Genomic DNA, 14,412 nt, shown 5'->3' on the forward strand with positions numbered 1-14,412 from the left:
GAATGGATGCAGGTAAGATACCGGCCCTTCCTCGCAGCCCTGTTCTGCGTCCTGCCGAAATTAAGCCGATTCCATGCCTTTCGAACTCAGCGTTGACCTCACCACCCTGGCCATCCTCGTCCTTGTCGCATTTGTTGCCGGTTTCATCGACGCCATCGCCGGCGGCGGTGGGCTGTTGACTACCCCGGCACTCTTGACCGCCGGCCTGCCACCGCACCTGGTGCTGGGCACCAACAAACTCAGTTCGACCTTCGGCTCGGCCACCGCCAGCCTCACCTTCTACCGCCGCAAGTTGTTCCACCCCAGGCAGTGGACGCATGCCATCGTCGGCACGCTGGTCGGGGCGCTGACCGGTGCCGTGGTCGCGCATTACCTGCCCGCGGAATGGCTGAACAAGATGCTCCCGGTGATCGTCTTTGCCTGCGGCCTCTACTTGTTGTTCGGCGGCACGCCGAAGGCGCCGCTGGACAGCGATGCACCGATCAGGAAAAAGTGGCAATCGAGCCAGGGTTTCAGCCTCGGCTTCTACGATGGCGTGGCCGGCCCCGGCACCGGGGCGTTCTGGACCGTCAGCAGCCTGCTGATGTACCCCATTGACCTGGTAAAGGCCAGCGGCGTGGCGCGCAGCATGAACTTCGTCAGCAACATTGCGGCGCTGTCGGTGTTCGTGTTTTCCGGGCAAGTGGACTGGATCATCGGCCTGAGCATGGGCCTGTCGGTGATGGTCGGCGCTTTCTTCGGCGCGCGCACCGCCATCAGCGGCGGTGCGAAATTCATTCGCCCGGTGTTCATCACCGTGGTGTTGGGCCTGACCGTGCGGTTAGCCTGGCAGCACTGGTTCAGCGTGGCCTAGACGCCGCGCCACATAGACGTCGATCAGGTAACGGGCAATCGAGCGTGACGCTGGCAACGGCGGCAGCACGTTGACGTTGAACCACTGGGCGTCTTCGATCTCGTCTTCCTGGCACACGATCTCGCCTCCCGCGTATTCGGCATGGAAGCCGAGCATCATCGAATGCGGGAACGGCCAGCACTGGCTGCCCATGTACTGGATGTTCCTGACCTCGAGCTGCACCTCTTCACGCACCTCGCGAATCAGGCAGTCCTCGGCCGACTCGCCCGGCTCGGCAAACCCTGCCAACGTGCTATAGACCCCGCTGACAAACCGCGGTGAGCGCGCCAGCAGGATTTCGTCACCACGGGTGATCAGCACGATCATGCTCGGCGAGATGCGCGGGTAATAGCGTAAATCGCAAGGCTCGCAGTACATCGCCCGTTCGCGCACCACCTGTCGGGTGGCCTGCCCGCAATTGCCGCAGAATCGGTGCTCGCGAGCCCAGGTGCCGATCTGCGCGGCATAACCGAGCACTTTGAACAGAGCGTGGTCACCTTCGAGCATGAAGGCGCGCAAGCCTTTCCAGTTGCAACCCGGCACTTCGCTGTGACTGCGCAACTCCAGCAAATAGACCGGTTCACCGTCCAGATGACCGATGCCGTGCTCGGCGAGGATCGACAGGTCCTGGCGTTTGAGCCATTCCCGTGGAAACAGCGCGCCATTGTCGTCGTACATAAACCCCTCAGGGCTGCGCGCCACGGCCCAGCCGCCGGGTTGATCGGTGTCCAGTACTGCAGTGGTCCAGCGTGAAGTCATTTTAATCAATCCAGAAATTCGGGTTTCTGTTTGCGCATATGGGCGGCCATGGCCACGCGCAGATCGGTGGATTGCAGCATGGCGTCGTTCCAGGTGGCGTAGCCGGTTCACGCAGCATGCCGTCACCGATGATCCTCGGCAAGCGTTGCAAGGTGCCGACGTCGGCGGCCAGAACCAGGCCTGAACTATAGCAAGGCCGTAAGGCAGCGGTCCGGCCAAAGGCGCCATGCACCCAGCGCGCACCACAACAGTGCACCCATCTCGCCAGGCGCTGCACAATCATGTGACGTTTCGCAGGTTTTTTGACGCCAAATCCTCGAAAACGCCGCCCTTCGTCGGTGCGTCACGCCCGCCAAACGGGACGCCCGTACCTCTTTGAACCGATTGTCGAACAATTTTGCCATTAGACCTCCCACGCTCTAACTTCTGGCCTAGACTCCTTCCCGCGAGGCGAAACCGGTCGGTCATAAAGTGAAAAAAAGTCGAAACTTTTACCCGCCGCGACCGGTCACCTGAAAGGGAGGAGTGTTGCGACTGGTGCAATCCTTGCAATGTCCATTTCAAGCGTTACTGCTTCAGCGCATGGCCAGCGTTTGCTGACCGATGCGTAGCGCGTTTGCGCCCGGCCATATGAATTGGCCACGGAACATCGTCTGCCAAACCTAAGAATTAGATCAACAATACGGGAGAGTCATATGATCAGTGGAGCTTTAGATATTCAGGCAGAACGTGCTTATCAGCAGGTCGGCGAATCGAGCGTGGTGAATGCCGGCAGTGCCCAATCGATCAGCGTCCCGGGCACCAAGGCGCTGGCACCAGTTGCCAGGCACAATCCCAATAGAAAGAAAGTCTTGTTCGTCACCTCCGAAATTGCCGATCTGGTGAAGACCGGAGGACTGGGTGATGTTTCCGCAGCGTTGCCCCGGGCCATGGCTCTGCTCCACGATGTTCGTGTACTGATTCCCGGATACCCGCAGGTACTGCACAGCGAAAACCCTATTCATATCATTGGCGAGCTGGGTGGCCACGCCGCCCTGCCCCCCTGCAAGATCGGGCGCATGGACATGCCGGACGGCCTGGTCATTTACGTGTTGATCTGCCCCGAACTCTACGAGCGCGAAGGTTCGCCCTACGGCGCCAACAACGGTCGCGACTGGCCGGACAACCATATCCGTTTCGCCCGACTGGGCCTGGCGGCCGCCGATATCGCTGCCAACCTCGCACAAATCCACTGGTGCCCGGACCTGGTGCACGCCCATGACTGGCCGGCCGGTCTGGCGCCTGCTTATATGCACTGGCGTGGACAGCGCACCCCGACCCTGTTCACCATCCACAACCTGGCTTATCAGGGCGTGACCAGTCTGGGATCATGCCCGGAACTGGGTATTCCTGCCCATGCACTGCAGCAGGACGGCATGGAGTTCTACGGCAAGATGTCGTTCCTCAAGGCCGGCATGGCCTATTCGAGCCACATCACCACGGTCAGCGCGACCTACGCCCAGGAAATCACCACCCCGGCCTTCGGCTGCGGCCTCGACGGTTTTCTTGCCGCCAAGACCCAGCAAGGCCTGCTCAGTGGTATTCCCAACGGCATCGATGAAAGCTGGGATGCGGCCACTGATCCACACCTGTTCTGCCCGTTCGAGATCGGCGATTGGGAGGGCAAAGCCGTCAACGCCGCCCACGTTCGTGAGCTGTTCGGCCTGGATGAATCCGAAGGTCCGCTGTTCGCCGTGGTCTCGCGCCTGGTTTATCAAAAAGGCCTGGACCTCACCGAAGCCGTCTCCGAATACATCGTCGAATCCGGCGGCCAGATCGCGATCATCGGGCGTGGCGAGCCGGAAGAAGAACAAGCCATGCGTGAACTGGCCCTGCGTTTCCCCGGGCAAATCGGGGTGCGCATCGGCTTCAATGAAACCGACGCCCGGCGCATGTTCGCCGGCAGCGACTTCCTGCTGATGCCGTCGCGATACGAGCCTTGCGGCCTGAGCCAGATGTATGCCCAGCGCTTCGGTTCATTGCCGGTGGCACGCAATACCGGTGGCCTGGCCGACACCATCGAAAACGGCATGACCGGCTTCCTGTTCGACGAATCCACGGTTGAAAGCTATCAGGAAGCCCTGCGCCGTGCCTTCAAGGTATTCGCCTACCCCGACCTGCTCAACGCCATGCGCTGCCGCGCCATGGCCGCGCCATTCAACTGGTGCAAGGCGGTCGAACCCTATGCCGAACTTTACGAACAGCTGGTGGCTAGAGCACTGGGTAAATCGCACAGACAGTAAGAGGTTTGCATAGATGCCGCTACGGACCCACGAGACCTGGCCCCACGGCGCAATTATGCTGGACGCAGAACACACGCGTTTTGCCTTGTGGGCGCCCGATGCGCTTTTCGTCAGTGTCGAACTGGAAGATGGACGATCCTTGCCACTATTGCCTCAGGCCGATGGCTGGTTCGTGATCAACACCCGCTGTCCGGCCGGCACGCGTTACCGCTACAACATCGACGGTGAGCTGGAGGTGCCCGACCCGGCCTCCCGCGCCCAGGCCGGTGACATACACCTGCACAGCGTGGTGGTCGATCCCCTGGCCTATCGCTGGCAACACAGCACCTGGTCGGGCCGGCCATGGAACGAGGCGGTGATTTATGAATTGCACGTCGGTGCCCTCGGTGGTTTCAGTGAAGTCGAGAAGCACCTGGCGCGCCTTGTCGAACTGGGGGTTAGCGCGATCGAGCTGATGCCCCTGGCGCAGTTTCCCGGTGACCGCAATTGGGGCTATGACGGCGTCCTGCCCTATGCGCCCCAATCCTCCTATGGCACCCCCGAACAACTCAAGCACCTGATCGACACCGCCCACGGCCACGGCCTGGCGGTGATTCTCGACGTGGTCTACAACCACTTCGGCCCGGACGGCAATTACCTGCATCGCTACGCCAAGGGCTTTTTCCGCGAAGACAAGCACACGCCCTGGGGTGCGGCCATCGATTTCCGGCGGCGCGAGGTGCGGGACTTCTTCATCGAAAACGCTCTGATGTGGCTGCTCGAATACCGCTTCGACGGTTTGCGCCTGGACGCGGTCCACGCCATTGAAAGCCCCGACTTCCTCCAGGAACTGGCGCATCGGGTTCGCCAGCAGGTAGATCCGGCGCGGCATGTGTGGCTGACGGTGGAGAACGAGCACAACCAGGCCAGCCTGCTGCAGGAAGGCTTCGACGCGCAGTGGAACGATGACGGCCATAACGCCCTGCATGTGTTGCTGACCGGCGAAACCGACGCCTATTACGCCGACTATGCCGACCACCCCACCGAGCAACTGGCTCGCTGCCTGAGCCAGGGTTTCGTGTTTCAGGGCCATGTCACCCGCCACGGTACGACCCGCGGAGAACCCAGCGGTCACTTGCCGCCCAGTGCTTTTGTGCTTTTTCTGCAAAACCACGACCAGATCGGCAATCGCGCCTTTGGCGAACGCCTGCATCAGTTGACCCACCGCGACGCGTTGAAAGCAGCTACAGCGCTGCTGCTGCTGTCACCGATGATCCCCCTGATGTTCATGGGCGACGAGTTCGCCGCCGAAGAACCGTTCCTGTTTTTCACCAGCCACCACGGTGAGCTGGCGCAACTGGTGCGCGAAGGACGACGCAACGAATTTGCCGCGTTCAGCGCGTTTACCGATCCGCATAAACGCGAACAGATTCCCGATCCGAACGCACGACAGACCTTCGAAGCCTCCCGGCCCAGACTGACCGCCACCGGCCAATCGGCCATGGTGGGCCTGTATCGCCAACTGTTGCGGCTGCGCCATCAGCACATCATTCCCCATCTGCCCGGTACTGTTGCCTTGGGCGCCGAGGTGCTGGCCGAGGGCGCGGTGACGGCACGCTGGCAATTGGGTGATGGCAGTCAGCTGCGTATTGATCTGAACCTGAGCGACACGCCAGTGGTCCACTCACCACAGGCCGACGCTTCGCTGCTGTTCGAACACCCACCACAGTCGGCGGGCCTGTTGGACCAGGGCACGCTTGCCCCGTATTGCGCGCTAGTCAGCCTCACGGCCGCAGCCCCTTTGCTACCCCTGGATGGAGAGCGCCAATGAGTGATGCGCAACTGGAAATACTGGCCAGCCGTGCTGGTTTGGCAGTCGACTGGATCGACGCCAACGGCCGCCCACAGAAAGTCGCCCCATCGGTTTTGCGCAACGTCCTCACCGGGCTCGGCCACCCCGCCGGCACCGCACAGGAAATCGACGCCAGCCTGCTGCAATTGCTGGAAGTGCAACAGACCCGCCACCTGCCGCCGCTGATGACCGCAGACGTCGGAGTCGGCCTGAATCTGGCGCATTACTTCGAGCCGCAAACGCCCTGCGAGATCCACCTTGAAGATGGCTCGCGGCTCAACCTGACACTGGACGCCGAGGCGATTCTGCCCGGCCTGGTTCCAGTCGGTTACCAGCACGTCAGCATCGACGGGCAATCATTTACCCTGGCCGTTGCGCCGGCTCGCTGCTACAGCGTCGGCGACGCGGTCGGCAGCCCGATCCCGCGGGCCTGGGGCCTCAGCGTTCAGCTGTACTCGCTACGTCGTCCAGGCGACGGCGGATTCGGCGACACCCAGGCCCTGGAAGATCTTGCCCGGGTCGCTGGCGAGCGCGGTGCCGAAGCGCTGGCGATCAGCCCCTTGCATGCGATGTTTGCCAGCGATACCCATCGCTACAGCCCTTATTCGCCGTCCAGCCGGCTGTTCCTCAACAGCCTCTACGCCGCACCGGGCCTGATTCTCGGCGAGCGCGCCTTACGGGCGGCGATCGATACCACGGGGCTCGCCGCCGAACTCAAGCACCTTGAACAACTGCCACTGATCGATTGGCCGATGGCCGCCGAGGCCAAGCATCGTCTGCTGCAGGCGCTGTACGAAGGGTTTGTCCAGGGCGAACACCCGCTGCATGCAGACTTCTGCAGCTTTCGCCACGCCGGTGGCGAAGCTCTGGAAAACCACTGTCGCTTCGAAGCCATTCAGGAAAACCGCGCCGACAAGGGTGAAGGTCTCGACTGGCGCGAGTGGCCCGAACAATGGCGCGACCCGCGCAGCGCCGCCCTCGCCGGGTTTGCCGAAGAGAACGCCGCCCGCATCGGCTTCTTTGCCTTCTGCCAATGGCTGATCACCCGCTGCCTGGAGCGCGCACAAACGGCCGCCCGCAGCAGCGGCATGAGCATCGGACTGATCGCCGATCTGGCGGTGGGTGCCGACGGCGGCGGCAGCCAGGCCTGGAGTCGCCAGGACGAATTGCTCGCCTCCCTGACCGTGGGCGCACCACCGGACATTCTCAACCGCACCGGCCAAGGCTGGGGTATTTCCGCGTTCTCCCCCGAAGGCCTGGTACGCAACGGTTTTCGTGCTTTCATTGAAATGCTCCGGGACAACTTCGCCCATGCCGGTGGCCTGCGCATCGACCACATCATGGGCCTGCAACGGCTGTGGGTGATTCCCAATGGCGCACCACCCGCTGACGGCGCCTACCTGTATTACCCGGTGGACGATCTGCTGCGCTTGCTGGCCCTCGAATCCCATCGCCATCAGGCCGTCGTGCTGGGCGAAGACCTCGGGACGGTGCCGGACGGCCTGCGGGAAAAACTCATCGCCCGCTCGATCCTCGGCATGCGCGTGTTGCTGTTTGAACAGGACAACGCGCACTTCAAGCCAATGCTCGACTGGCCGGACAACGCACTGGCCACCACCAGCACCCATGACTTGCCGACCCTCAATGGCTGGTGGCATGGCCACGATATCGACTGGAATGCCCGTCTCGGCCTGGTCGACGCCCCGGGTGAAATCGAATGGCGCCAGCACCGCGAACGCGAGCGCGAGGGCTTGCGCCGGGTGTTGTGCGAGGATCCACAGAACTTTCGCGAGGAGTCCCATGAAACCGATCAGGTGCTGGACGCCGCGATCCGTTTCCTCGGGCATACTCCGGCGCCGCTGGTGCTGCTGCCGCTGGAAGATGCCCTGGGCATCGAACAGCAGGCCAACCTGCCCGGCACCACCGACGCCCATCCCAACTGGTCCCGACGCTTGCCCGGTGACAGCGAAACCTTACTCGATGCCCCGGACGCCGCCCGGCGTCTGGAGCTGCTCGCCTGCGCGCGACTTCAGGCGGCCGAGCGTGACCAATGAATCAAGCGCTTATCCAACCGTTGGGGGCCACCCTGCGACTGCAGTTTCATAAAGGCTTCACCCTGGATCAGGCGGTGCCGCTAATACCCTATTTCGCCAGCCTGGGCATCAGCCACCTCTACGCTTCACCCCTGCTGAGCGCGCGCCCCGGCTCCATGCATGGCTACGACGTGGTGGACCCGACCACGGTCAACCCCGAGCTGGGCGGCGAAGCGGCATTGCGCCGCCTGGTCAACACCTTGCGTGAGCACCGGATGGGGCTGATCCTCGACATCGTTTCCAACCACATGGCGGTCGGCGGCGGCGACAATCCCTGGTGGCTGGACTTGCTGGAATGGGGCCGCCTGAGTCCCTACGGCGAGTTCTTCGATATCCAGTGGCATTCGCCCGATCCGTTGATGGCAGGCCAGCTGCTGCTGCCCTTTCTCGGCAGCGATTACGGCGTCGCCCTGCAGGACGGCACCCTGCCCTTGCGCTTCGATGCCCGGCACGGCGCGTTTCATGTCGAACACTACGAGCATCACTTCCCGATCTGCCCGACGAGTTACGGCGAATTGCTCAAGGCTGACGATCAGCTGAGTGCCGAGCAAGCCGGGCAACTCAAATCCCTGGCAGACCGTTTCAGCACCTTGAGCTACCAGACGGACGCGCACAGCCTGGCGATCCCGCTCAAGGCAGAACTGCGCGAACTCGCCGCTGATCCGGCCATTGCGCAAGCGATCCAGCGCAACCTGGATGCGTGTGATTCGCTCACTCGCGAGGGATTCGAGCGTCTGCACGACTTGCTCGAGCGCCAAAGCTATCGCCTGGCCAGTTGGCGCACGGCGGCGGACGATATCAATTGGCGGCGCTTTTTCGATATCAACGAGCTGGGCGGACTGCGGGTCGAGCGGCCGGCGGTGTTTGAAGCGACCCACGCGAAAATCTTCGAGCTGGTGGCCGAAGGCCTGGTCGACGGTCTGCGCATCGACCACATCGACGGCCTTGCCGATCCACGGGGTTACTGCCGCAAATTGCGGCGCAGGGTCGATCGGCTGTCACCGGACCGGCACCTGCCGATCTACGTCGAGAAGATCCTCGGCGAAGGCGAAACCCTGCACCGCGACTGGTCCGTCGATGGCACCACCGGTTATGAATTCATGAACCAGTTGTCGCTGCTGCAACACGACCCTCAAGGTGCCCGGACCTTAGGCACACTCTGGAGCCGATACAGCCAACGGCCCGCCGATTTTCGCCAGGAAGCGCAACTGGCCCGCCAGCAAATCCTCAACGGTTCCCTCGCCGGGGACTTCGAGAGTGTCGCCCAGGCGTTGCTGCAAGTCGCCCGGGACGACCTGATGACCCGCGACCTGACCCTCGGCGCGATCCGGCGGGCATTGCAGGAACTGATCGTGCACTTCCCGGCGTATCGCACCTACATCAGCCCCCGTGGCCGCAGCGCTGAAGACGATGTGTTTTTCCAGCAGGCCATGGACGGTGCCCGGCAATCGCTCAGCGAGGCCGACTGGCCGGTGCTCGATTGCCTGGCCCGCTGGCTCGGCGGTGAACCGTGGCGCAAACGCCCGGCGGGTCGCCAGCGCAAGATGCTCAAGCACGCCTGCGTACGCTTTCAGCAATTGACCTCGCCGGCCGCCGCCAAGGCCGTGGAAGACACCGCGTTCTATCGCTCGGCAGTGTTGCTGTCGCGCAATGACGTGGGTTTCAGCACCGAGCAGTTCAGTGCGCCGGTCGCCGATTTCCATGCCGTTTGCATCAACCGTCTCGAAACGTTTCCCGATAATTTGCTGGCGACCGCCACCCACGACCACAAACGCGGGGAAGACACCCGTGCGCGGTTGGCGGTGTTGAGCGAACGCAGTGCCTGGTACGCCGAGCAAGTGCCGCTCTGGCAAGCCCTGGCCCGACCTCTGCGCAATGACGACCAGATGCCATCGACGGGTGACGAGTTGATCCTGTATCAAGCGATCCTCGGCAGCTGGCCGCTCGACTTGCGCAGTGAAGATCCACTAGCGATCGAGGCGTACGCTCACCGTCTCTGGCAGTGGCAACAGAAAGCCTTGCGCGAAGCCAAGTTGCAAAGCAGCTGGAGCGCGCCCAACGACGCTTACGAACAAGCGGTTGAGCAGTTCCTGCAACGACTGATGCTAAGTCCCGAAGGTGAACTGTTGCGCGCAGCCCTGGGCAAGGCGGTCAACACCCTCGCCGCTCCCGGCGCACTCAACGGCATGGCGCAAACCTTGCTGCGCATGACCGTGCCGGGCATACCGGATCTTTATCAGGGCAACGAGTACTGGGATTTCTCGCTAGTGGATCCGGACAACCGGCGGCCGGTGGATTACGCTGATCGGCAACAGGCCTTGCACGCCTGCTCGGGCTTACCCGAGCTGCTGACGACCTGGCGGGACGGGCGCATCAAGCAAAGCCTGATCGCCCAGGTGTTGAACCTGCGGGCCGAACACGCCGAGCTGTTTCGGCGAGGGGCGTATCAAGCCCTGGAAGTTATCGGCGGCCAGGCGCAGCGGGTGCTGGCGTTTGCCCGCTCGCTGGAAGGCAAACGGGCGATCGTGATCGTACCGATTCGCTGCGCCGAACTGCTGAAAAACAGTACCGAACCGCGAATTGACGCGCGGCTGTGGGGCGATACGCGAGTCAAATTACCGGTCGCCACCACTGATGTACATTTGAAGGGACTTTTTGCCAGCGGAGCAGTCACAACCCAAGGGGAACTGATGATCAGCGCTGCGCTGGGGGATTTCCCGGTCAATCTCTTTATCCAAACTACCGACACTTGAGTGCAGTTCAGGAGCATAGCGATGAGTACCGAAGATAAACGCATCCGCGAGTTTGCCTATCAGATCTGGGAATCTGAAGGTAAACCCGAGGGCCACGAAGCCCGTCACTGGGAAATGGCCCGCAAACTGGCTGAGGCCGAAGCCCTGTCGCCGAACAAGTCGTCGAAAGCCGCTGGCAGTAAAACTGCCGCGACTAAACCGGCGACGAAAAAGCCCGACGGCAAGCCAGTCAATGACAAGTCGCTAGACGGCAAGGGCGCCGAGCCGAAAACCAAGGCGAAGGCCAAGCCGGCCGCAGCGTCATCGGTGGTCCCGCCCGGTGAAAAAGCTGCCGCGAAGAAGCCTCGCACCGCGCGTAAACCACCCGCGGTCTAACGCTTCCCTACCGGTCCTGAATAAATGTGTGGCGAGCTCCCTCGCCACCGCGGGGCTCGCTCGTCCTCGAAAAAATACCAGAGCCAAGCATTACCCCCCTTTGCAGGAGCCTCTATGAGCAGTCCAAAGAAATCCGCGCCAGAACCTCACGTCGAGACGCCTTCTCGAATCCGTGAAGGTTTGCCCTTTCCGCTGGGCGCGACCTGGGATGGCTTGGGGGTCAACTTTGCCTTGTTTTCCGCCAACGCCACCAAGGTTGAATTGTGCATCTTCGATGATGCCGGCGAAGTCGAGCTGGAACGCATCGAGTTGCCGGAGTACACCGACGAGATCTATCACGGCTACCTGCCGGATGCGCATCCGGGGCTGATCTACGGCTACCGCGTCCATGGTCCGTACGATCCGGCCAACGGTCATCGCTTCAACCACAACAAATTGCTGATCGACCCCTATGCCAAACAACTGGTGGGCGGTTTGAAATGGTCCGAAGCGTTGTTCGGCTACACCATCGGCCACCCCGACGCCGACCTCAGCTTCGATGAGCGCGACAGCGCGCCCTTCGTGCCCAAATGCAAGGTGATCGACCCGGCCCACACCTGGGGGCACGACCATCGTGTCAGCGTGCCGTGGGACAAGACGATCATTTATGAGACTCACGTACGCGGCATCAGCATGCGTCACCCCTCCGTCCCCGAGAGCCAGCGTGGCACCTTCGCCGGGTTGATGGTCGATGACGTGATGGAACACATCCGCAAGCTCGGTGTGTCGACCGTGGAATTGCTGCCTATCCATGCCTTCGTCAATGACCAGCACCTGCTGCACAAAGGCATGACCAATTACTGGGGCTACAACAGCATCGCGTTTTTCGCCCCGGATCCGCGTTATCTGGCCAGCGGCAAGATCGCCGAATTCAAGGAGATGGTCGCGCACCTGCACGAAGCCAATCTCGAAGTGATCCTCGACGTGGTCTACAACCACACCGCCGAGGGCAATGAACAGGGCCCGACCCTGTCCATGCGTGGCATCGACAACGCCTCGTATTACCGCTTGATGCCCGACGACAAACGCTACTACATCAACGATTCCGGCACCGGCAATACCCTGGACCTGAGTCACCCCTGTGTGCTGCAGATGGTCACCGACTCCCTGCGCTACTGGGCCACGGAAATGCATGTGGACGGTTTCCGTTTCGATCTGGCGACCATTCTCGGCCGTTACCACGACGGTTTCGACGAACGTCACAGTTTCCTCGTGGCCTGCCGCCAGGACCCGGTGCTGCGTCAGGTGAAGATGATTGCCGAGCCCTGGGATTGCGGCCCCGGCGGTTATCAGGTCGGTGGTTTTCCGCCGGGCTGGGTCGAGTGGAACGACAAATTCCGCGACACTGTGCGCGCGTTCTGGAAAGGCGACGATGGCCAATTGGCAGACTTTGCCCACCGCATGACCGCGTCCGGCGAAATGTTCAACCAGCGTGGGCGGCGGCCTTATGCCTCGCTGAACTTCATCACCGCCCACGACGGCTTCACCCTCAACGACCTGGTGTCGTACAACGACAAGCACAACGAAGCCAACGACGAGAACAACCAGGATGGCAGCAACAACAACCTGTCCTGGAACCACGGCGTCGAAGGCCCCACCGACGATCCCGAGATCAATGAACTGCGCCAGCGGCAGATGCGCAACTTCTTCGCCACGCTGCTGCTGTCCCAGGGCACGCCGATGCTGGTGGCCGGCGACGAATTCGCCCGCACCCAGGAAGGCAACAACAACGCCTATTGCCAGGACAGCGAGATCGGCTGGGTCAATTGGGACCTGAGCGAAGACGGCAAGGCCCTGCTCAAGTTCGTCAAACGCCTGATCAAGCTGCGCCTGGCGTACCCGATCCTGCGTCGCGGGCGTTTCCTGGTGGGCAACTACAACGAAGACATCGGGGTCAAGGACGTTACCTGGCTGGCGCCGGATGGCAGCGAGATGACCATCGAACAATGGGAGGAAGCCCATGGCCGCTGCCTGGGCATGCTGCTCGACGGCCGCGCCCAGGAGACCGGGATCCGCCGCAAAGGTGCCGACGCAACCCTGCTGCTGGTGGTCAATGCCCATCATGACGTGGTCAATTTCCTGCTCCCGGAAGTACCCGATGGCGGTTTCTGGACCTGCATGATCGACACCAATCAACCCTCCATTCGCGGTCAGGAACGCTTCGAGTTCGGCCACGAGTACTCGGTCACCGGGCGTTCGCTGCTGCTGTTCGAATTGCAGCGTGAGGCTGACGAATGAAAGGGGCCGCTGTTGGAAGGCGACCCGCAAATCGGCGTGCCGCCGGTCCTGGCGCCTTACGTACTGGACCGGTTGCTGCAACCCTTCGGCTACGCCGAGACCACCGAATTGCCTCCTGGCCAGGAAGATAAAAAACGTACCAGATGGAGTATCGACGCGACGAATGGCCTGACATGAGCAATACTCTGCTCGCGGCAATCCAGGGTTTGGAGCGCTGCACTTTGCAATCAAACAAGGATGTAGCCCCGATGAAACCTGTTTCCATCAATGAAAGCAGCCAGTGCGCGCAGATCTGGAACAGCGCCCCTCAGCTGGACACCATCCCCTTCATCAACACCGAAACCCTGGTCCCTCCCGGTGCGCGTGCCGTGGTGATCGCACCGCATCCCGGTGATGAAGTAGTGACCTGCGGCGGCTTGCTGCAGTTGCTCAGCGCCTTGGGTCATCCCTTGCAATTGATCTCGATGAGTGACGGCAGCGCCAGCCATCCGGGCTCGCAACTGTGGTCGGAAAAACGCCTGAGTGTGTTTCGCCCTCAGGAAAGCGTCGAAGCCTTGCGCCGGCTCGGGTTACCGATGCACAGCCTGAAGTGGATTCGCGGCGGCTTCACCGACAACGCCCTGGCCGAGCGCGAACTTCAGTTGACCCAATTCATTGCCCGTTACTTGCGGCCCGGCGACGTGGTGTTCAGCACCTGGGGCGAGGACGGCAATGATGACCATGATGCCGTCGGCCGGGCCAGCGCCAAGGCGGCCGACCTGGTCGGTGCGACGTTTCACGAAGTGCCGCTATGGGCCTGGCACTGGCCATCCCGTGATCGTGGGCTGATTCCCTGGCATCGGGCGCGCAAGATCCGGCTCGACACCTGGACCGTCGCGCGCAAAAGCCACGCCACCCATGCCTATGCCAGCCAGCTCGACGGCGAACCGGCGATCGGCCTCGCCCCGCTGCTGCCCCGGGTATTGCTGGAGCGGATACGCTTGCCCTATGAAATCGTATTCATCTGAACCAACGCCGATCAACTGTGGGAGATTCTATGGTTGAGGGGAAGCCTCAACCTGCTTTCGGTTGGTATTCGCTCTGCCCTTTCAGTAGGGCGAATACGATTCGAGCGAGTTTGCGAGCCAGTATCACCAGTGCTTGCGTGGTA

The 14,412-nt window shown here is 62.0% G+C and carries 10 protein-coding genes and 1 pseudogene; 9 read left to right on the forward strand and 2 right to left on the reverse strand.

Annotated elements, in window-relative coordinates; all coding sequences use genetic code 11:
* The first annotated feature begins 73 nt into the window (after positions 1-73).
* A complete protein-coding gene (locus F8N80_RS08615; RefSeq protein WP_150783685.1) occupies positions 74-853 on the forward strand; it encodes a TSUP family transporter in 780 nt (259 codons plus the stop codon).
* Here F8N80_RS08615 and nudC read toward each other — a convergent pair.
* Entirely contained in the window at positions 821-1,651 is an 831-nt protein-coding gene (gene nudC / locus F8N80_RS08620; protein WP_150744109.1) for an NAD(+) diphosphatase, read from the reverse strand. The two genes, F8N80_RS08615 and nudC, sit on opposite strands and share 33 nt — an antisense overlap.
* A gap of 5 nt (positions 1,652-1,656) precedes the next feature.
* Positions 1,657-1,823 (reverse strand): annotated as a pseudogene (locus F8N80_RS31475) (hypothetical protein); the annotation flags it as partial.
* Positions 1,824-2,346: 523 nt separating this feature from the next.
* Here F8N80_RS31475 and glgA point away from each other — a divergent pair.
* From glgA to F8N80_RS08655, 8 genes are all read left to right on the forward strand, one after another.
* Complete coding sequence (glgA, locus tag F8N80_RS08625; protein WP_150744108.1) at positions 2,347-3,933, forward strand: glycogen synthase GlgA; 1,587 nt, start codon at positions 2,347-2,349, stop codon at positions 3,931-3,933.
* Between the two features lie 13 nt (positions 3,934-3,946).
* Positions 3,947-5,743, forward strand: coding sequence for a malto-oligosyltrehalose trehalohydrolase (treZ, locus tag F8N80_RS08630; protein ID WP_150783686.1), 1,797 nt, complete (start codon positions 3,947-3,949; stop codon positions 5,741-5,743).
* Complete coding sequence (gene malQ / locus F8N80_RS08635; protein WP_150783687.1) at positions 5,740-7,818, forward strand: 4-alpha-glucanotransferase; 2,079 nt, start codon at positions 5,740-5,742, stop codon at positions 7,816-7,818. The genes treZ and malQ overlap by 4 nt, the downstream gene beginning before the upstream one ends.
* Complete coding sequence (locus tag F8N80_RS08640; RefSeq protein ID WP_150783688.1) at positions 7,815-10,610, forward strand: malto-oligosyltrehalose synthase; 2,796 nt, start codon at positions 7,815-7,817, stop codon at positions 10,608-10,610. Before malQ ends, F8N80_RS08640 begins: the two co-directional genes overlap by 4 nt.
* 21 nt (positions 10,611-10,631) lie before the next feature.
* Complete coding sequence (locus F8N80_RS08645; protein ID WP_150744104.1) at positions 10,632-10,985, forward strand: DUF2934 domain-containing protein; 354 nt, start codon at positions 10,632-10,634, stop codon at positions 10,983-10,985.
* Between the two features lie 114 nt (positions 10,986-11,099).
* On the forward strand, positions 11,100-13,262 hold the full coding sequence (glgX, locus tag F8N80_RS08650) for a glycogen debranching protein GlgX (RefSeq protein WP_150744103.1): 2,163 nt from the start codon (positions 11,100-11,102) through the stop codon (positions 13,260-13,262).
* Positions 13,263-13,274: 12 nt separating this feature from the next.
* On the forward strand, positions 13,275-13,439 hold the full coding sequence (locus tag F8N80_RS31140; protein ID WP_191632888.1) for a hypothetical protein: 165 nt from the start codon (positions 13,275-13,277) through the stop codon (positions 13,437-13,439).
* A gap of 71 nt (positions 13,440-13,510) precedes the next feature.
* Entirely contained in the window at positions 13,511-14,269 is a 759-nt protein-coding gene (locus F8N80_RS08655) for a PIG-L deacetylase family protein (RefSeq protein ID WP_150783689.1), read from the forward strand.
* The last annotated feature ends 143 nt before the right edge of the window (positions 14,270-14,412 follow it).

It is taken from the genome of Pseudomonas fluorescens (genome assembly GCF_902497995.1).
Classification (GTDB): domain Bacteria; phylum Pseudomonadota; class Gammaproteobacteria; order Pseudomonadales; family Pseudomonadaceae; genus Aquipseudomonas; species Aquipseudomonas fluorescens_BK.